Annotated in this window: 20 protein-coding genes; 1 reads left to right on the top strand and 19 read right to left on the bottom strand. The window is 69.3% G+C overall.

Going from position 1 to position 18,858, the window contains the following annotated elements; genetic code table 11:
• Positions 1-192: 192 nt before the first annotated feature.
• From ACFPJ1_RS15505 to ACFPJ1_RS15480, 6 genes are all read right to left on the bottom strand, one after another.
• Positions 193-744, bottom strand: coding sequence for a dihydrofolate reductase family protein (locus tag ACFPJ1_RS15505; RefSeq protein WP_380104335.1), 552 nt, complete (start codon positions 742-744; stop codon positions 193-195).
• Positions 745-770: 26 nt separating this feature from the next.
• A complete protein-coding gene (locus ACFPJ1_RS15500) occupies positions 771-902 on the bottom strand; it encodes a hypothetical protein (RefSeq protein ID WP_380104334.1) in 132 nt (43 codons plus the stop codon).
• Positions 903-924: 22 nt separating this feature from the next.
• The gene (locus ACFPJ1_RS15495; RefSeq protein ID WP_380104333.1) at positions 925-2,028 is read right to left on the bottom strand and encodes a threonine aldolase family protein; all 1,104 of its coding nucleotides are present in this window, start codon (positions 2,026-2,028) and stop codon (positions 925-927) included.
• A 31-nt stretch (positions 2,029-2,059) separates the two neighbouring features.
• A complete protein-coding gene (locus ACFPJ1_RS15490; RefSeq protein WP_380104332.1) occupies positions 2,060-2,797 on the bottom strand; it encodes an anti-sigma factor in 738 nt (245 codons plus the stop codon).
• On the bottom strand, positions 2,794-3,327 hold the full coding sequence (locus tag ACFPJ1_RS15485; protein WP_380104331.1) for a sigma-70 family RNA polymerase sigma factor: 534 nt from the start codon (positions 3,325-3,327) through the stop codon (positions 2,794-2,796). The genes ACFPJ1_RS15490 and ACFPJ1_RS15485 overlap by 4 nt, the downstream gene beginning before the upstream one ends.
• Positions 3,328-3,458: 131 nt before the next feature.
• Positions 3,459-3,980, bottom strand: coding sequence for a hypothetical protein (locus ACFPJ1_RS15480; protein WP_380104330.1), 522 nt, complete (start codon positions 3,978-3,980; stop codon positions 3,459-3,461).
• Between the two features lie 92 nt (positions 3,981-4,072).
• Between ACFPJ1_RS15480 and ACFPJ1_RS15475 the strand changes: the two genes are divergently transcribed.
• Positions 4,073-4,402: a nuclear transport factor 2 family protein gene (locus ACFPJ1_RS15475; RefSeq protein ID WP_380104329.1), complete on the top strand. Its 330-nt coding sequence runs from the start codon at positions 4,073-4,075 to the stop codon at positions 4,400-4,402.
• Here ACFPJ1_RS15475 and ACFPJ1_RS15470 read toward each other — a convergent pair.
• The 13 genes from ACFPJ1_RS15470 to ACFPJ1_RS15410 form a co-directional block, all read right to left on the bottom strand.
• A complete protein-coding gene (locus ACFPJ1_RS15470) occupies positions 4,392-5,375 on the bottom strand; it encodes a zinc-dependent alcohol dehydrogenase family protein (RefSeq protein ID WP_380104328.1) in 984 nt (327 codons plus the stop codon). The genes ACFPJ1_RS15475 and ACFPJ1_RS15470 overlap by 11 nt on opposite strands.
• 15 nt (positions 5,376-5,390) lie before the next feature.
• Positions 5,391-6,422, bottom strand: coding sequence for an alcohol dehydrogenase catalytic domain-containing protein (locus ACFPJ1_RS15465; RefSeq protein WP_380104327.1), 1,032 nt, complete (start codon positions 6,420-6,422; stop codon positions 5,391-5,393).
• Positions 6,423-6,495: 73 nt separating this feature from the next.
• Positions 6,496-7,068, bottom strand: coding sequence for a TetR/AcrR family transcriptional regulator (locus tag ACFPJ1_RS15460; protein WP_380104326.1), 573 nt, complete (start codon positions 7,066-7,068; stop codon positions 6,496-6,498).
• A gap of 82 nt (positions 7,069-7,150) precedes the next feature.
• Positions 7,151-10,699 (bottom strand): chromosome segregation protein SMC, encoded by a 3,549-nt coding sequence (smc, locus tag ACFPJ1_RS15455; protein ID WP_380104325.1) that lies wholly within the window; start codon positions 10,697-10,699, stop codon positions 7,151-7,153.
• A gap of 213 nt (positions 10,700-10,912) precedes the next feature.
• Positions 10,913-11,068, bottom strand: a complete 156-nt coding sequence (locus ACFPJ1_RS15450; protein WP_241995774.1) for a hypothetical protein — start codon at positions 11,066-11,068, stop codon at positions 10,913-10,915.
• Positions 11,069-11,245: 177 nt separating this feature from the next.
• On the bottom strand, positions 11,246-12,100 hold the full coding sequence (gene mutM, locus ACFPJ1_RS15445) for a bifunctional DNA-formamidopyrimidine glycosylase/DNA-(apurinic or apyrimidinic site) lyase (RefSeq protein WP_380104323.1): 855 nt from the start codon (positions 12,098-12,100) through the stop codon (positions 11,246-11,248).
• Position 12,101: 1 nt separating this feature from the next.
• The gene (gene rnc / locus ACFPJ1_RS15440; protein WP_380104322.1) at positions 12,102-12,833 is read right to left on the bottom strand and encodes a ribonuclease III; all 732 of its coding nucleotides are present in this window, start codon (positions 12,831-12,833) and stop codon (positions 12,102-12,104) included.
• 35 nt (positions 12,834-12,868) lie between these two features.
• Positions 12,869-13,060, bottom strand: coding sequence for a 50S ribosomal protein L32 (gene rpmF, locus ACFPJ1_RS15435; RefSeq protein ID WP_380104321.1), 192 nt, complete (start codon positions 13,058-13,060; stop codon positions 12,869-12,871).
• A 65-nt stretch (positions 13,061-13,125) separates the two neighbouring features.
• A complete protein-coding gene (locus ACFPJ1_RS15430) occupies positions 13,126-13,647 on the bottom strand; it encodes a YceD family protein (protein ID WP_380104320.1) in 522 nt (173 codons plus the stop codon).
• A 128-nt stretch (positions 13,648-13,775) separates the two neighbouring features.
• Positions 13,776-14,246, bottom strand: coding sequence for a pantetheine-phosphate adenylyltransferase (gene coaD / locus ACFPJ1_RS15425; protein WP_380104319.1), 471 nt, complete (start codon positions 14,244-14,246; stop codon positions 13,776-13,778).
• A complete protein-coding gene (rsmD, locus tag ACFPJ1_RS15420; protein WP_380104318.1) occupies positions 14,246-14,827 on the bottom strand; it encodes a 16S rRNA (guanine(966)-N(2))-methyltransferase RsmD in 582 nt (193 codons plus the stop codon). The genes coaD and rsmD overlap by 1 nt, the downstream gene beginning before the upstream one ends.
• Positions 14,824-17,067 carry an ATP-dependent DNA helicase RecG gene (gene recG / locus ACFPJ1_RS15415; protein WP_380104317.1) on the bottom strand — a complete coding sequence of 748 codons (2,244 nt, stop codon included), beginning with the start codon at positions 17,065-17,067 and terminating at the stop codon, positions 14,824-14,826. Before recG ends, rsmD begins: the two co-directional genes overlap by 4 nt.
• Positions 17,064-18,707: a DAK2 domain-containing protein gene (locus ACFPJ1_RS15410; protein WP_380104316.1), complete on the bottom strand. Its 1,644-nt coding sequence runs from the start codon at positions 18,705-18,707 to the stop codon at positions 17,064-17,066. Before ACFPJ1_RS15410 ends, recG begins: the two co-directional genes overlap by 4 nt.
• Between the last annotated feature and the right edge of the window lie 151 nt (positions 18,708-18,858).

The following is an 18,858-nucleotide window of genomic DNA, read 5'->3' as shown; positions in this document are numbered from 1 at the left end:
GGGCACACCGCACCCAAACCACCGCCGCTTGACACCCTTAACACCTGGGGTGTCTGTCGTTGCGTACGCAGCACGTCCGACCTCAGCGATAGACGTGCACAACCGCCGGACGGGTCCAGCTCACACCCCCGCGCTGGCTCCAGACACAGTTCTCACCGAGCTGGCGACGGCTGAGCCGCGTGGAACGTAGTACTAGCTGGGTTTGTAGCGGAGGAGGGTGCCGTTGGTGGCCCAGGGGGTTGCTTCCAGGAACGTCAGTTGCTGCGGGCTGTCCTGGGTGGGGAACACGGGTTTGCCTCCGCCCAACAGGACAGGGCAGACGCGGAGTTGGATCTCGTCGACCAAGCCCGCCATCAGGAGCGTGTGGAAGAGGGTGATGCTGCCCCAGAGGATGATGTTCTTGCCGTCCTCGGCCTTCAGCGCCGTGACAGCCGCGACCGGGTCCGTGACGATCTCGCCCGGCTCCCAGTCGCCCCAGGGCGCGCTGTCGAGGGTCGACGAGACGACCACCTTGCGAAGGCGGTTCAGGTGCGGCGCGATCACCTCGTCGGTTGCCGTCGGCCAGAATTCGACGAACAGGCGGTAGGTGGTCGCGCCGAGCAGCATCGTGTCGACGGTCTCGAGCAGGTCGAGGTTGTCGTTGTCGGCCTGGTCCGCGACGCTGTCGAAGAAGCTGAGGTCGTCGCCGGGCCCGGCGGCATACCCGTCGAGTGATACGTACTCCTGGAAGATGAGCTCTCTCATCTCCGACAATCTAATGGCTCAGTAGCTCAGTGGCCGATTCCCTTGCCCTCGCCGCGGGCGACCGCGAGCAGGACGAGTCCTGACAGAACCAGCAGAATGACCATGGTGATGACGAACGTCAGCACTAGCGACTTCTCTCCCCGTTTGTTGCCGTGCACCGGCCTCACCAGTGCTACGAGCTCAGTCTTCCAGAAGTTCCCCGAAAGCCTTCGCCGCCTCGTCGATCTCCCAGCGCAACGTGTCCGGTGTCACCACCAGTTCCACGAACGACCAGCCCGGTACGTCGGCCGGTTGCCACGCGCCGGAGATCGACTCGCGGGTCGCCTCCATCCGGCGTACGGCGGTCGGCTCGATCTGCTCGGCCGGTCGCGGCGCGTACACCCGGAACGAGTTGGTGTGCGGCGGCTCCGGGAAGACGCGGAATCCCGTGCTCTGCAAGGCGGCAGCCAGCTCGATCGCCCGCTGGTGGAGGTCGCCCATCAGCGGCAGCACGTTGCGGAGCCCGTCGCGCGCGGACACGGCGTACGGGAAGAGGGTGTAGACGTTGCCGCCGAGCCTGCGCTGCCAGCGGCGTACCTCTGCGATCAGATCCTCGGGCCCCGCGACAGCAGCACCGCTCAGACCACCCAGTCCCTTGTAGAACGACACATAGACGGTCGAGGCCAGCGCAGCCACCTCAGCAAGACTGTGCTCCAGGTACGGCGTGCTCTCCCACAGCCGGGCGCCATCCAGATGCAGCGGTACGCCGCGCTCCGCACAAGCCTCGGCGAACACCACCAGCTCGTCCCAGCTCGGCAGCACGAACCCAGCGTCGCGCAGAGGTAATTCCAGCGCCACAGCGGCCAGGCGACCCGGTATGGCGGCCAGCTCGTCCGGGCGGGGCTGCCGCGGCTCGGAGGTCAGCCGCTCGATGCGGAGGTGGTGCACTTCCTCCAAGGCGTTCAGCTCGTGCTGCAGGAAGTGCGAGAGCCCGTGCAGCGCCACCCGCTGAGTGCCGGCCCGATCGGCGTACACCCGGAGCGCACTCTGCTGAGCCATGATCCCGCTGGGCACGAACACGGCCGCCGGCTTCCCCAGCAGCTCCGCGACCTCCTGCTCCAGTAGCTCGACCTCACCGCCGCTGCCATAGCCGTCGCGCTCCTCCTCGGTCGCCGCCGCGGCCAGCGCACGGAGGCTATCGGAGACCGGATGCTTGCGGCCGGACAACCAGCGGGTGCACTCGGCGGCAGCAGCCTTACGGCGGGAACGAAGATCTTCGGAAGCGGTCGTCGTCGGGTAAGTCACGCATCCATCCTCTCCGACGGAGCAACCAGATTTAGACCGGCGTGGTCACCACATGCTCGCCTTGGAGGGTCTTGATCTCCACGGAGCGGACCTGGTCGATCGGGACCAGTACGCCGCCACCGAAGCGACTGCCCTCGCGCGCGGCCTTCTCCGAGACCACCCAACTGCCGGCCACGAAGGTGTTGCCGGCCTTGTCGGTCACGAGCATCTCGCACTGGGCCCCGGCCTTCAGACCCTCGATGTTGACCATGATCCAGCTCCAGCCGGCCCGCGGCTCCACCGTGGTCGCCATGGTCGTCTGGGTCACTGAGTCCGTCGCGGTCACCTGCTTCGACCCGGCCACGGGGACAGTCGGATCGGGCACCGTCTGACGGCCGATGTATACGCCGCCGCCCAGCGCGCCTGCGATCAAGACGACGGCAGCGGCCACCAGGTACCACGTCGAGCGCTTCTTGCGCGGCGCCACAGCCGCAGCCGCAGCCGCAGCCGGCGCGGCAGTCGCGGCCTCAGCAGCCGCAACCTCGGCCGCCGCGGTCGAGCGAACCTCCCGCAGGGTCCGCTGCAGCAGCAGGTCACCGTCAGCCGGCGGCCCGTCCAGGAAGGCCTCAGGCGGTACTTCGCCGAGGAACTCCTTCAGCTCGTCGAGCTCGGCCAGCTCCTGGCGGCACTCGGCACAGCCGGCCAGGTGCTCGTCGATCTCGCGGACCTCGTCCGGCTCCAGGGCGCCGAGGGAGTAGGCGCCGAGCCGCGAGGGATCGTGTTCGCTCATCGGGCCACCTCCGCTTCCGGTCCACTCATCACCGCGCGGAGTGCGCGGAGGGCGTAATACGATCTGGATTTCACGGTACCCGGCGGAACGCCGAGTTCCTTCGCGGCTTCGGTCACAGACCGGCCGCGGTAGTACAGCTGCACCAGCACCTCACGATGTTCCGGCGACACCTGGTGGAGCGCGTCCAGCACCACCATCGTGTTCACCACCGCCTCGGAGTGGTCGCCCTCCACCGGCGGGCGATCCTCCACCTCCGCCACCTCGGCGGGCCGCACGGCGCGAGCCCGGGCCCGGTCGGTGACGATGTTGCGCGCGACCGTCAGTAGCCAGCCGCGCACCGATCCCTTGCCCTCGAGCAGGTCGTCGGCGTGCTTCCACGCCCGGACCAGAGTCTCCTGGACGATGTCCTCCGCCGCCGCCCGATCACCGGTCAGCCGGGTCGCGTACGCGAGCACGCTGCGCCCGTGCTCGGCGTACAACGAGCGGATCAACGCCTCCGCAGCCTCCGGACGGCGGTCCGTGTCACCCACCGCTGTCCTCCCGGCCTCGACTGTCGCGGTCGTTCGTACGATAGGCGATTCACCGGCCAGAGGCAGCACAGGGGACACTGCAGGGCCCCGACAGGGACCCTGCAGCAGGCAGGTGGCAGCTTCCATCGGGCTCAGTACCCGCCGTCGCCCGACCCCGAGGCCTGGGTGGTGATCTTCTTGCCGTCGGCGCCGACGACCCACCAGACCCCGCCGACGGCCTGGCCCTTGGCCTCCCCGGCGTTGCTGTCACTGGCGAACAGGTAGAGCGGTAGACCGGCCAGCGTCACCTGCTTGGTGCCGTCGGTCCGGGTCACCGTGCCGACCAGTGAGGCGTCCACCCCGTCCAGCTGCGGCGTACCGCTGCCGGCCACCACCGGCGGCCACTTGGCGGCACAGTCGCCATCACAGTTCGACTTCGACGGATCCGCGGTGTCCTTGTCGGACACGTACAGCGTGCGGCCAGTGCCATCCACGACGATCTTGCCGAAGTCGCCCACATCCGCGGTGGCGAGCTTGGCGTCCGATGACGCGGGCGCCGCTTGGCTGCTGGTGTTGCTCGGCGCGGCGGCTGGGGTGTCGTCGCCGCCACCGCAGGCGGGGAGCGCCGACAAACCGAGCACAGCGGATCCGACGACGATGGCGAAGCGCTTCATGGTTCCCCCTTCGCTGGTGGGCCGTTCGACACCCCCCACACGGATGGATGGGCCGACCGGTTCAAGGAGAGCTCCGCGGTTATCGTTACGTTATGAGTACCGACGCCACCTTGCCCCCGGCGGTGCAGCGCGTGCTGACCGCGATCGACGAGCAGGACAACGAAGCCTTCGTGGCCGCCTTCGCGATCGACGGGTACGTCGACGACTGGGGCCGGCAGTTCCGCGGCCCGGAGCGGATCCGGTCCTGGAGCGACAACGAGCTGATCGGCAAGCGCGCGACCTTCTCGGACGTCCGGGTGTCCACTCCGGGCAACCCCGTCACCATCACCACCCAGGTCGGCGGCGACGGCTACAACGGCCCCTCCCACTTCACCTTCGACGTCCAGGGTGACCTGGTCACCTCGATGACGATCACGGCCTGAACAGGATCTTCCCCGAGCGACCGCCCTGGCGGGCGTGATCCAGCGCCTTGCGGAACTCGGCGAGCGGGTAGGTCGCCTCGACCTCGGCCCGCAGTACGCCGTCGGCCACCAGCGCGGCGAGCTCGGTGTAGGTCCGCTCGAGCTCCTCGCGCGGCGCCTTGTTCAGCCAGTTGACGATCCACAGACCGCGCAGCGACAGCTGCCGATAGATGGAGTCGCCGAGGCCGATCGCCGTCGGAGCACCGGTAACGCTCGAGTAGCTGACCACTGTCCCTTCGAACTCCAACGACCGCGCCAGCGCACCCGCGGTGGCATCGCCGGTGCCGTCGAGCACCAGGGACAACTTCTCCTCCCCGAGCGCCTCGGCGATCCGCCCGGCCAGGTCGTTGCCATCGACAACCACCAGGTCGGCACCGGCAGCCCGGAGCCGCTCGGCCGCCTCCTCACGCCGTACGACGCTGAGGGTCTTCTGGCCGGCCTTCTTCGCCAGGGCGATCACGTACTGCCCGACACCGGAGTTCCCCAGGTTCTGCCCGACCCACTGCCCGGGCCGGAGGCCGACGTACTTGTTCAGCGCCAGGTACGCCGTCAGCGGGTTGATGCCGACCATGGCCAGCTGCGCCGGGTCACCCTCGTCGGGCAGTGGCACGATGTTGCGGGAGGCAACGACAACCTGGTCCGCCCAGGTGCCCTGCTGGTAGTTCGGCACGATCAGGACCCGCCGGCCGACCAGCGACTGGTCCACCGACGTACCGGCTTGGACGACCCGGCCGACACCCTCGGAACCGAGCGCGAACGGCGCCTGCGCCTGGTATCCATAGGTGCCGGAGGCAAGCATGAAGTCCACCGGGTTGATGGTGGCGGCGTCGATACCGACCAGCACGTCAGCCGGGCCGACTGCCAGGTCCGGATCGGTGACCAGGGCAACGGACTCGTCGATGTCGCCGATAGCGCTCAGGATCAACTGGCTCATTGTTCTATCCCTGTCTCAGTTGTTGTTCGTGGTGAGGACCATGCGGAAACGTGCCGCGCCGGACAGCATCCGGGCGTAGGCGTCCGCGGCTTTCTCGAGTGGAACCGTCTCGACCATCGGCCGGACGTCGTTGGCCAGGCTGAACGCGAGGTTCTCCTCGTTCTCGCTGGGTGTGCCGGTCAGCGAACCCGCGATGCTGCGGCCACCGAAGATCAGTGCCGAGGTGCTCACCTCGATCGGATCGCCGGCAGCACCGACCACGATCAGCCGACCGCGCAACGCGAGACCCTCCACCAGCGGAGTCATCGAGGCGCCGGTGGTGGTGGTGGCGGTTGCGACGATGACCGTGGCGCCACCTAGCTCCTGCAGAGCCTTGCCCGGGTCCCCCGCCGCGCTGTCGATGTACTCGGTCGCGCCCAGCTTCAACGCCAGTTCACGCTTCTCTTCACCCCGCGCGATCGCTACCACCCGCAGGCCGAGCTTCACGGCGTACTGGATCGCCAGGTGGCCGAGGCCGCCGATGCCCTGCACGGCGACCAGGTCACCGGGCCGCGGCGCGCCCTTGCGCAACCCGTTGAACACGGTGATCCCGGCACACAACAACGGCGCCGCCTCCGCCGCCCCCAACTCCTCCGGTACTGCGACCAGCCCGCTCGCCCGGGCGATCACGGATTCCGCGTAGCCGCCGTCGATCGAGTCGCCGAGCACCGGCTGGTCCGTGCAGTAGACGAAGTCGCCGCGCCGGCAGTTCTCGCAGGCGCCGCAGTGGCCGCCGAGATACCCCAGGCCGACCTGCTGGCCGACGGTCCAGCCGGTGACGTCCGGGCCGAGCGCGTCGATCCGGCCGACCACCTCGTGGCCGGGGACGATCGGCGTACCGACCGGGCGGTTGCCGATGACGTTGTGCACGCCGTACAGGTCGCTGTGGCAGACGCCGCAGGCCTCGACGGCGATCCGGACGTGTCCGGGTCCGGGTTCGATCAGTTCGCGGTCGACCAGCGTGAAAGCGCCGTCGTTGGTCGCCAGCACCGCGCGGTAGGTGGTCATATCTGGTCCTAAGATGATCGGTCGTCTTGAAGTGGACAGAGTTCTCCCCCGGAAGGGAGAACAGGAGGAACGCCTAGGCGAGCAAAGTGTCGAAGGTGACGGTGAAGAAGTCGTCGAAGGGCTCCGGCGACCGCTCGGCGCGGACCCGGATCAGAGTGCCTTCCCAGGCGCTCACGAGGTACCGTCCGATCGTCGCGGTGTCGAGCCCGGCGGGAATGCTGCCGGCCTCCTGCGCCTCCGCGAGCGCCCCGCCCAACCGCTCGGCCCACAGACCGAGACCCTGCTTCAGGAGTTGCTGGATGGAGTCGTTGTGATCGGCGACCTCGGTGGTGAAGTTGCCGAGCATGCAGCCCCGCAGGTTGCCGTAGCCGAGCACCTCGTCCCGCAGGTACTCGAAGTGCGCCCGGATGCGCGCCAGCGGCTCCACGGACTTGTCGGCCAGATCATCCAGCCGCCGGGACACCCCATACCGCTCCAGAGCCTCGATCGCGAGCGCTTCCTTGCTCTCGAAGTGGTTGTAGAACGACCCCTTCGGCACCCCGGCCCGATCCGTGATGTCCTTCACCGCCGCGGCATTGAACCCCCGCTCGTGAAACTGAGCCAGCCCTGCCTCGACGATCTCTTCCCGCATACTCCGCCTAGCCATGCGACCAATATGACCGGTCGTCTCAGGCAAGTCAAGCGCCCTCCGCTCCAGCCAACAGAGGACCGGAGCGGAGGGTGAGGGATCAGGCGGGTTCGGCTTCGCGGATTCGCTGGGAGATGACGGCGGAGACGCCGTCGCCTCGCATGGTGACGCCGTAGAGGGCGTCTGCGACCTCCATGGTGCGCTTCTGGTGGGTGATGACGAGGAGCTGGCTGTTCTCGCGGAGCTCCTCGTAGATCTCCAGCAGGCGGCCCAGGTTGGTGTCGTCCAGCGCGGCCTCGACCTCGTCGAGGATGTAGAAGGGCGACGGGCGTGCCTTGAAGAGCGCGACCAGGAAGGCGACCGCGACCAGCGAGCGCTCACCACCGGACAGCAGCGACAGTCGCTTGACCTTCTTGCCGGGCGGGCGGGCCTCGACGTCGATCCCGGTGCCGAGCATGTCGTCCGGATCGGTCAGCACGAGCCGCCCCTCGCCGCCGGGGAACAGCCGGCTGAAGACCTGCTCGAAGGCGACCTCGACATCACGGTAGGCCTCGGTGAAGACCTGCTCGACGCGGTCGTCGACCTCCTTGACGATGTCCATCAGGTCGCGCCGTGACTTCTTCAGGTCGTCGAGCTGCTCGGACAGGAAGCGGTGCCGCTCCTCCATCGCGTCGAACTCCTCCAGCGCGAGCGGGTTGATCCGCCCCAGCTGGTTCAGCGCGCGCTCGGCGGTCTTCAGCCGCTTCTGCACCTTCGCCCGGTCGAACGGCTCCCCCTCGACCTCGAGGGTCTCGTCGTCGCCCTCCTTGGGCAGCGGCGGCACCAGCTGGTCCGGACCGTACTCCGCGATCAGCGCGTCCACCTCGGTGCCCAGCTCGCCCAGGGCCTTCTCGTACAGCGCTTCGAGCCGCATCTTCTGCTCTGCCCGGGCCAGCGCGTCACGGTGCACGGTGTTCGTCAGCTGCTCGAGCTCGCTGCTCAGGTTGCGACTCGCGGAACGAGCTTGGGCCAGCGCCTGCTCGCGATCCGCACGCTCGGCCTGGATCGCCGAGCGCTCCGAGGCGGCTAGCTGCAGTGAGTGCTCCAGCCGCGCAAGGACGTGGCCAGCCGCCAGGTGCACGGCCTGCGCCGCCTCCGACTGGCGTGCGCGCCGGGACGCCCGCGCGATCGCCCGGGCACGAGCCTCGCGCTCCTGGCGGGCCGCGCGCTCCAGCGAGTCAGCGCGACCGGACAGAGCCCGGGCACGCTCCTCGGTGGTCCGCAGAGCCAGCCGCGCTTCCATCTCGGCCGCCCGGCCGCCCTTGGCGGCCTCGGCGAGCCGGTCACGCTCGGTCGGGTCCGGCTCGTCGCCCTCGTCGTCGCCGTACTGCTCGACGTCGTTCAGCCGGTTCTCGAGGTCTGCGAGGCCGGACAGGTTCCGGTCCCGCTCGGCCTCGGCCGCGGCGATCGCCTCGGCCATCCGCTGCGCCTCACCACGGGACGCCTTCGCCAGTGACCCGAACTGCGCCAACTGCTCGGCGACGGCTGCCATCGACGCGTCCGACTCGTGCAACCGGGCCAGCGCGATCTCGACGGACTGCTTCTGCTGCTCCCGCTCGCGCTCCATTGCCGCGAGCTCGAACCGCAGCCGCTCGCTCCGCGCGGTGGCTTCCGTCAGCTTCTCGGCGGCCTCGTCGACCGCGGACTGCACCTCGATGAGGCTCGGCGCCGCGTCCGACCCGCCGTACGCGAAGTGCGCACCCAGTACGTCGCCGGCGCGGGTGGTCGCGGTGACGTCGGGCAGGTGCTGTACCAGCGATCGGGCCGCGGGGACGTCGTCGACCACGGCGACCTTGCGGAGCAGGCGCTTGAGCGCGGGCCGCAGGTTCTCCGGGCAGTCCACCACCTCGACCGCGTACTTCGCCCCGAACGGCAACTGGGGCCACGACGCGAAGTCATCGGCCGGGGCATCGCCCAGCAGCAGACCGGCGCGGCCGAGATCGTGCTCCTTCAGGTGTCCGACGGCGTCCAGCGCGGCCTGGGTGTGCGTCACGGCGACGGCGTCGGCTGCCTCGCCCAGCGCGGCGGCGATGGCTGTCTCATACCCGGTCCGCACGCTCAGCAGCGCGGCAACCGAGCCCATCAGGCCGGTCACCTGCTCGGACGCCGCCAGCAGAGCGCCTGCGCCGTCCTTGCGGTTGAGGCCCAGCTCCAGGGCTTCCTTACGGGCGGCCAGGCCGGTCCGCTCCCGCTCGGCGTCGCGCTCCTCGGCGCGCAGCTTGGTGAGGCGCTCCTCCAGCTCGTCCAGGACGCTCTGGGTCGCCTCGTACTCCTCGTCCAGCCCCCGCTCACCGGCGTCGAGGCCGGCTACCTGGGTCTCGAGCGCGGTGAAGTCGTGCTGCGCCTTCGCGGCGCGGGCCTCCGCCTCGCGCTGGTTGGCCGCGAGCCGGCCGATCTCGGACTCGGCGGCGGCCGCGCGGCTCTTCAGCGCGTTCACCTGGCCGGTCAGCCGGGCGAGTCCCTCCCGGCGGTCCGCGGCGGCCCGGATCAGCGCCGCGATCCGGCGCTCCTCCTCGGCGTGCTCGGACTCCAACTGCTGGCGGCGCTCGATGGCCTCGGCGAGCAGCTCGGAGTGGGCCTCGACCTCGGCCTCGATCTGCGCCTCGGTCTCCCGGACCCGGGCGGCCTCCAGCTCGAGCTCCTCGGGGTCGCGCCCACTGCGCGGCTCCTCGGCCTCGTCGTTCAGCGAGCGGATCCGGTCGGCCGCGATCCGGGCCGTGCCCTTGATCTTCTCGCCGAAGCCGGACAGCTGGTACCACGTGTCCTGCGCGGCCTGGAGCGCCGGCGCATCGGTACGCAGGGCGTCCTCGAGGGTCGCTTCCAGGTCCCGGGCCTCCCGCAGCGCGGCCTCGATCTGGGACCGCTTCTCGGTCAGCGCGGCCTCGTCCTTGAGCTCGGCCTCGAGCGCGGACTGGGCCTGCACGATGTCGTCGGCGAGCAGCCGGGAGCGGCCGTCGCGGACCTCCGCCTGGATCGTCACCGCTCGCCGCGCCACCTCCGCCTGGCGCCCGAGCGGCTTCAACTGGCGGCGGATCTCGGTGATCAGGTCGCCGAGCCGGTGCAGGTTGCCCTCGGTGGCCTCCAGCTTCCGGATCGCCTTCTCTTTGCGTTTGCGGTGCTTCAGAACGCCGGCGGCTTCCTCGACGAACCCGCGCCGGCCCTCCGGGGTGGCGCGCAGGATCGAGTCGAGCTGGCCCTGGCCGACGATGACGTGCATCTCGCGGCCGATACCGGAGTCGCTGAGCAGTTCCTGGACGTCGAGCAGCCGGCAGTTCTGGCCGTTGATCTGGTAGTCGGAGCCGCCGTTGCGGAACATCGTCCGCGAGATGGTGACCTCGGCATAGTCGATCGGCAGGGCGCCGTCGGAGTTGTCGATGGTCAGCACCACCTCGGCCCGGCCCAGCGGGGGGCGGCCGGAGGTGCCGGCGAAGATGACGTCCTCCATCTTGCCGCCGCGCAGGGACTTCACGCCCTGCTCGCCCATCACCCAGGACAGGCCGTCGACGACGTTGGACTTCCCGGAGCCGTTCGGGCCGACGATGCAGGTGATCCCCGGCTCGAAATTCATCGTCGTCGCCGACGCGAAGGACTTGAAACCTCGGAGCGTCATGCTCTTCAGGTACAAGGCGTAGCTCCCAACCCGTGAAAGGACAGACGGAACCGATGGGAACCGCCGTAACTGCCAGTGACACTGCCGCTACCCGGGGGAAGGTGTTCCGCTGATGAGTCTACCGACTGCGGACATGAAACCGGCGGAGGCCCGGACGGGGGCCGCCGCCGTGGGTGGTGCGGACGGTGATGTGTACTGCTGTGGCTTCGGTGGTCAGACCGAAGCGGGGGCGCGCAGAGCCTCGTCTACCGTGAGCAGACGGCCGTCGTGAACGGCTGCGACGAGATGGTCATTCTCTGCCTGCAAGCGCATCACGTGCGCCTCCAGATCGGCGACACGCCGGTTGAGCAGACGAACCTGCTCGAGCATGCGCGGGTCAGTGCCTCCAAGGTGCCCTAGAAGAGCCTTGGCCATTGTGCTGTCCTCCGGAAGGGTTCTGGCAGGTGGCGCCCCTGGTCCGCGGAGCGCATAGTGTGTGCCGTCTTTCAGGGTGACACCAGCATTAGCCTGGGTCAACCTGGGGTACGTCAATTAACGATATCTCGCTCACCACCGGGCGTGTCGCGGCGTCGGCTGGCACTTCGGGCAGCGATACGAGGAACGGTTCATGAACGCCTCGCGACGGATCGGGCGACCACACCGCGGGCACGGCGAACCCTCCTGCCCGTACGCCGCCAGGCCGCGCTCGAAATAGCCGGATTCCCCGTTCACGTTGACATACAGGGCATCGAAGCTGGTCCCGCCGACATCCAGTGCGGACGCCATCACCTCCCGTGCATGACGCAGGATTTCCCTTATTTGCAAGGGTTTCATCGTCTCGGTCGCCCGGGCGTAGTGCAGCTTGGCGCGCCACAACGCTTCGTCAGCATAGATATTGCCGACTCCGCTGACCAGCGACTGGTCCAGCAGAGCGCGCTTCAGGCCGGTCTTGCGCTTGCGGACGCCGGTCACGAAGAGGTCCTCGTCGAACAACGGATCGAACGGGTCCCGGGCGATGTGGGCGATCTCGTCGGGCAGTTCCGCGCCGCCCTCGGAGTACGACAGACCACCGAACATCCGCTGGTCCAGAAAACGGACCTCTCCCCCGTCGTCGGCGAACCGGAACCGCACCCGCAGATGCTTCTCGTCCACGGTGCCGACCGGCTGGACCCGGAACTGCCCGCTCATGCCCAGGTGGGCCAGCACGGCGTCACCGGACTCCAGCGGCAGCCAGAGGTATTTCCCGCGCCGCGCGGGCGTTCCAAGGGTCTGACCCTTGAGCTTCGCGACAAAGTCGTCGGGCCCGGCCAGGTGACGGCGTACCGGCCGGGGGTGCAGCACCTCGACGGCGTCGATCGTCCGGCCGGTGGTGAATTCCGCGAGTCCGCGGCGGACGACCTCTACTTCCGGGAGCTCAGGCACACTACGGCTGCTGTGAGGGGTCTGTGCTGTCGGGGTGGGCGGCTCGGAGAGCCTTCCAGGCGGTCTCGGCCGCCTGCTGCTCGGCTTCCTTCTTGCTCCGGCCGATGCCGTGGCCGTAGGTGTCCGAGCCGATCCGGACCCGCGCCTCGAAGGTCTTGGCGTGGTCGGGACCCGACTCGGCGATCACGTACTCCGGTACGCCGACGCCGAGTTGTGCCACCAGTTCCTGCAGGCTGGTCTTCCAGTCCAGGCCGGCGCCCAGCCGTGCCGACGACTCCATCAGCTCGTCGAACAGCGTGTGCACCACCCGGCCGGCCACCTCGAACCCACGGTCCAGGTAGACCGCGCCGATCAGCGCCTCGACGCAGTCGGCCAGGATCGACGACTTGTCCCGGCCACCGGTGGCCTCCTCGCCGCGGCCCAGCCGCAGGTACTTGCCGAGCTTGAGCTCACGGGCAACCCCCGCCAGCGCGCGCATGTTCACCACAGCGGCGCGCAGCTTGGCGAGCCGGCCCTCGGAGAGGTCCGGATGGTTGCGGAACAGCGACTCCGTGACGATGACGCCGAGCACGGAGTCCCCGAGGAACTCCAGCCGCTCGTTCGTCGGCAACCCACCGTTCTCGTACGCGAACGAACGGTGGGTGAAGGCGTGCTCCAATAACTCGTCAGCCAGCGATACGCCGAGCCGCTGGTTCAGCTCGGCGTAGAGGCCCCCGTGTTCTGGCGATGTCATAGAGCGTTGACCGAATTCACTGGGTGAGGTGCCGCTTAGCTCTCGACGACCTGGCGACGCTCACCCTTGGGGCCGTACTGGCCGCAGGTGGGGCACACGGTGTGCTGCAGGTGCTTCGCGCGGCAGGCGGGGTTCACGCAGGTGACGAGCGACGGCGCAGTGGTCTTCCACTGGGCGCGACGGCTCCGGGTGTTGCTGCGCGACATCTTCCGCTTCGGAACGGCCACGGTTATGACTCCTCGGTTCGGCCGGGGGCTTGCGACCCGGCCGGCTGGCTGGCTTATGTCTTGGTCTAGCGGTCTAGCGGTCGTTCGTCCTGCTGGAGCAGGCCACTCAGAGCGGTCCACCGTGGGTCGATGCCGTCCTCGTGCTGATGGCCGGACTCGTCCGCCAGGCGTGCCCCGCACTCGGGGCACAGACCCGGACAGTCGTCCGTACACAGCGGCTGGAACGGCAGCGCGAGCACCACCTGGTCTCTCAGCGCCGGCTCGAGGTCGATCAGATCGCCCTCCATCCGGCTGGCCTCGTCGGGTTCGGCGTCACTCTCCGGGTAGACGTACAGCTCCTGGACGTCGGCGAGGAACTCGTCCTCGACATCGACCAGGCACCGCGCGCACTCCCCGACCAGGCGGCCACGGGCCGTTCCGGTGACGAGCACCCCTTCGACAACCGCTTCCAGTCGCAGATCGAACTGGATGGGGTCGCCCTCGGGGACGCCGATCACATCGATTCCGAGATCAGCCGGTGCCGGAGCCGTGAAGGTGACTTCGCGCTGGGACCCGGCACGGCGCGACAGCTCGTGGGTATCGATCACGAGTGGGGACCGCGGGTCCAAGACGCTCAGGACATCCCTTTCAGGCGTGGGCAGGCAGAATCTCAGTCTCAACGAGACCGGTGGACAACATTACCAAGTCCGCGCCGTTCGGCCCAATCCAGGGCCTACTACAGCCTGTCGCGCAAGCGGGCGTGAACACCGGGTGGCAGGAAGTCGCCGACCGGACCCCCGAGTCTGGCGATCTCCTTGACCAAGCTGGAGGAGATGTAAGCGTTCTCCGGCGCGGTCGGCAGGAAGACGGTGTCGACACCGGACATCCGCCGGTTCATCTGCGCCATCTGCAACTCGTAGTCGTAGTCGCCGCCCGAGCGCAGGCCCTTCACGATCACCCCGGCGTCCTCGGCCCGGCAGTAGTCGACCAGCAGTCCGTCGAAGGTGCCGACCCGGACGTTGCCGAACGGCTCGGCGATCTCGGTCAGCATCGCGACCCGTTCCTCGTCGCTGAACAACCGCTTCTTCGACTGGTTCACCCCGGCCGCGACGATCACCTCGTCGAAGGCGGCCGCCGCCCGTCCGATGATGTCCAGATGCCCGTTCGTCGGCGGGTCGAAGGTGCCCGGGAACACCGCTCGGCTCATCAGTTCACCCCAGTGCCCTGGTCATGGCGGTGACCGTACCAAAGCCGGGCCTCGCCGTACTTGCGATCCCGCAGCGCGGCAAACCCCTCCGGCCACTCCCACGGCTCCCGCTTGCCCCGCTCGACCACCGCCACCGCGTCGTCCGCGAGCCAGCCGTTGACCGCCAGCTCGACCAGGATCCCCTGGAGTTCAAGGGTTTCCAGCTTGTACGGCGGGTCGGCGAAGACCAGGTCGAACGGCTTGCCGGAATTGTCGCCGGAGGCAACCTTCTCGGCCGGCCGGACGAGCACTGTCGCCCCGGGCAGGCCGACCGCCTTCACGTTCGCGGTGATCACATCCGCGGCCTTGCGGTCCGCCTCGACCAGCACGACCCGCTCCGCTCCCCGGGACAGCGCCTCCAGCCCGATCGCGCCGGACCCGGCGTACAGGTCCAGGACGGTGAGGCCGTGGAAGCCGCCGAACTCGGCCTCCAGCGAGGAGAACAGCGCCTCGCGGACCCGGTCGGCCGTCGGCCTGGTCCCACTCCCCGGCGGTACGGTGATCCGCCGGCCGCCCGCCACTCCCCCGACGATCCGCGTCACGTCTTCTCCAGGTAGTCGGTCGCCTCGGACTCCAGCGCGCTGCGGACGAACGAGCGCAGTACGGGGTATTCGGCCAGTTCGGCGTCGACCGAGATGAGCGAGTTCGCCACGTGCCGCGCGGTGAGGATGATCTCCTCGTCGCGGAGCACGCTGAGCAGCTTCAGGCTGGTCCGGCGGCCCGACTGCGCGACCCCGAGGACATCGCCCTCGCGGCGGGTCTCCAGGTCGATCCGGGACAACTCGAAGCCGTCAGTCGTGGCGGCGACCGCCTCCAGCCGCGCGTACGACTTCGAACCGGCCCAGCCATGCGTCACCAGCAAGCAGAGACCGGGCACCTTGCCCCGGCCGACCCGGCCGCGCAGCTGGTGCAGCTGGGAGATGCCGAACCGGTCCGCGTCCATCACCACCATGGTCGAGGCGTTCGGCACGTCCACGCCGACCTCGATCACGGTGGTCGCGATCAGCACGTCGATCTCCCCGGCGGCAAACCGGGTCATCACCGAGTCCTTCTCGTCGGCCGGCAACCGCCCGTGCAGGATCTCCACCCGCAGGTCGCCCAGGATGCCGTCGAGGATCTCCGCGACCTGCAGCACCGAGATCGCCGGCCGCGGCTTGCCCTTGGACTCGGCTTCCTCCTCGGAACCGGCCGCGAACTCGCCTTCCTCGTCGGCGGCGTTCTTCACGTCGTCGCCGATCCGGGGGCAGACGACGTACGCCTGGTGGCCCTTCTCGACCTCCTCGCGGACGCGCTCCCAGGCGCGGGCCAGCCAGGCCGGCTTCTCCTTCGCGGGGACCACCGAGCTCTTGATCGGCGACCGCCCGGCCGGCAGCTCGGTCAGCGTCGACACCGCGAGATCCCCGAACACGGTCATCGCCACGGTCCGCGGGATCGGGGTCGCCGTCATCACCAGCACGTGCGGGGTCGCGTCCCCCGACTTCTGGCTGAGCGCGGCCCGCTGCTCGACGCCGAACCGGTGCTGCTCGTCGACGACCACCAGACCGAGGTCCGCGAACTGCACCTTGTCCTCGAGCAGCGCGTGCGTCCCGACCACGATCCCGGCCGAACCACTCGCAGCGTCCAACATCGCCGTACGGCGGGAGGCCGCGTTCAGGGAGCCCGTCAGCAGGGCGACCCGGGTGGCTCGTTCGGCGCCGCCGAGCATGCCCTGCTCCGCGAGCTCGCCGAGCATCGTCGTCAGGGTCTTGTGGTGCTGGGTGGCGAGCACCTCGGTCGGAGCGAGCAGGACCGCCTGGCCGCCCGCGTCGACCACCGAGAGCATCGCCCGCAGCGCGACCACGGTCTTGCCCGAGCCGACCTCGCCCTGCAGGAGCCGGTGCATCGGATGCGGCCGGGCCAGGTCCGCGAAGATCTCCTCGCCCACCTCGGCCTGTCCCTCGGTCAGCTTGAACGGCAGCCGCGCGTCGAAGTCGACCAGCAGACCACCCTCGGACCGGACCCGCGGTACGGCCTTCAGGGCGTCGGTGACCGCGCGGCGCTGGGCCAGGATCGTCTGCATCACCAGGGCTTCCTCGAACCGGAACCGCTTCTGCGCGACCTCCCAGTCCTTCTCGGTCTCCGGCAGATGCACCTTCTGGAGGGCCTCCCGCAGGCCGATCAGCCGCTCCTTGCGCAGGATCAGCTCGGGGATCGGGTCGTCCAGCTCGCCCAGGTTGTCGAGCACGATCTTGATGCTGCGCTCGATCGTCGCGGTCGGCAGCTTCGCGCTGGCCGGGTAGAGCGGCCGGAACGGCTTGGCCCGGCGCTCGATCTCCTCCTCGCTCAGGTCCTCCTCGTCCAGGATCTCGGTGCCGGGGCCCTTGAGCTGCATGATGTCGCGGAACATCGTCACCTCGCCCCAGAACAGCGCCGCCGTACCGGCGGTCAGCTTGTTCGCCAGCCAGGGCTGGTTGAAGAAGGCGAGCTCCAGGTCGTTGCGCCCGTCGGTGACGACCACCTTGGTGATCGTCTTGTGCCGGCGGTACTTGTTCACCTCGTCCGGCCGGATCTCCTGCTTGGAGTCCAGCGAGCGCACGGTGACCTTCTTGACCCGTCCGCTGACCGTGGCCTGGTCGCCGACCTCCAGTTCGTCGAACGGCGTCAGCTCGCCCTTCTTCAGGTAGCGCCGCGGGTAGTGCCGCAGCAGCTCGCCGACGGTCTCGATGCCGAGCACGTCGGAGAAGGTCTTGGCCGTCTTCGCCCCGACGAAGTCGCGGAGCTTCCGGTCGATGTCAGTCTTCATTCCACCCCGATCAGCAACGGGTACCTTTCCTGACCACCGTCGTACACCACGACATCGACATCCCGGCGGCTCCGGCGTACGTGCCGCACCAGCGCGTCGACCAGCGCGGGGTCGACATCACGCCCGGTGACCACGGTCAGCAGCTCGCCACCGCCGCCCAGCAACCGGTCGACCACTCCGGTCGCGGCCGTCGCCAGGTCGTCGGTGATGAGGGCGAAGTCACCGTCCACGACACCGAGCGCGTCGCCTATCCGGCAGGTGCCGGCCATCGTCCAGGCGTCCTTGACCGCGATCGTCACCGCGCCGTGGCGGGTCTGCCCGGCCGCGGCCGAGAGGTGCACGACGTCGTCGTCGAAGCTGCGCTCCGGGTCGTGTACCGCGATCGCCGCGAGTCCCTGGACCTGCGCTCGGGTCGGGATCACAGCGACCCGGACGCCGTCCTGCCGCGCTGCGGTGGCGGCCGCCTCGGCCACGGCGATGGAGTCCTTGTCGTTCGGCAGCAGCACGATCTCCGGCGCACCGGACCGCTCGATCGCTTTCAAGAGCTCGCCGGTCGAGCAGCGTCGTCCGGGTCCGCCCGCGATGACGACCGCGCCGGAGTCGGTGAACAGCTTGGCCAGGCCGTCACCCGCGGCGACGGCGATCACGGCGCGGCTGGGGACTGGTTCGTGGTGGGTCTGGTCAGCGAAGTGCGTGACCCGGATCCGGTACGGGCGGCCGATCTCGATGCCTGGCTCGATCGCCCCGCCGACGTCGTCGGTGTGCACGTGCACGTTCCACAGGCCGTCACCGCCGACCACCACGACGGAGTCCCCCAGGCCGGCGAGGAGGGTGCGGAAGTCGCCGATCTTCTCGTCCGGCGCCTCCAGCAGATACATCACCTCGTACGCCGGTCCGTCGGGGTCGAGGTCGTTCCCGGACCGCGCCTCGGCCGGAACCACGCGGGCCGGTACTCCGGTGGTCGCCGCCGGGCCGCGGCCGGACAGCACCGACTCCATCGCCCCGAGAATCACCACCAGCCCGGCGCCGCCGGCGTCCACGACTCCGGCCCTGCGGAGTTGCTCCAACTGCTCGGTGGTCTTGGTCAGCGCCACCCGTGCGGCCGCAACCGCCGCCAGGCACACCTCGGCGACCGTCTTTCCTTCGTTGGCCGCCTTCAGGGCTGCGTTCGCAGCCTCCCGGGCCACGGTCAGCATCGTTCCCTCGACCGGCTGCGCGACCGCCCCATATGCAGCGTCGGCCGCGAACACCAACGCATCCGCGAACGCCACCGCCTCACTCATCCGCACATCCGCGAGCCCGCCACCAGGCTGCTGCTGGGTACGCGGGAGGTTCTCGGCGAGGCGGAGGCCGCAGGCTCGGACCAGTTGCGAGGTGATGACGCCGGAGTTGCCACGGGCGCCGAGCAGGGCACCCCGACCGAAGGCCTGGACCGCCTCCGCGAAGGTCAACTCCCCCTCGGGCAGCGCGTCACACGCCGCCTCCCAGGTCAGGTAGAGGTTGGTGCCGGTATCCCCGTCCGGGACCGGGTAGACGTTCAGCTCGTCGATCTCCACCCGAGCCCGCCCGAGCTCCGACAGCGCAGTACGGGCCCAGCTCCGCAGCACGGCCGTCGTCAGCACCTCTTCACGCGCATCCACGCCCGGAAGGCTAACCGGTCTCCCGCAGATCAGCCCGACGCAACGGCCCCAAACCCGGTAACCGGATCGGGGATCCCAGCCCAATTCAAGCTCAGCGCGCACCCGTACCGCGCCCGCTTGTCGCAGAGCCAGCACTCGAGAACGCCCCGCC

It is taken from the genome of Kribbella qitaiheensis (assembly GCF_042657745.1).
Taxonomy (GTDB): Bacteria; Actinomycetota; Actinomycetes; order Propionibacteriales; family Kribbellaceae; genus Kribbella; species Kribbella qitaiheensis.
Note: the sequence above shows the minus strand (reverse complement) of the source record. Positions and strands in the feature narration are given on the sequence as shown.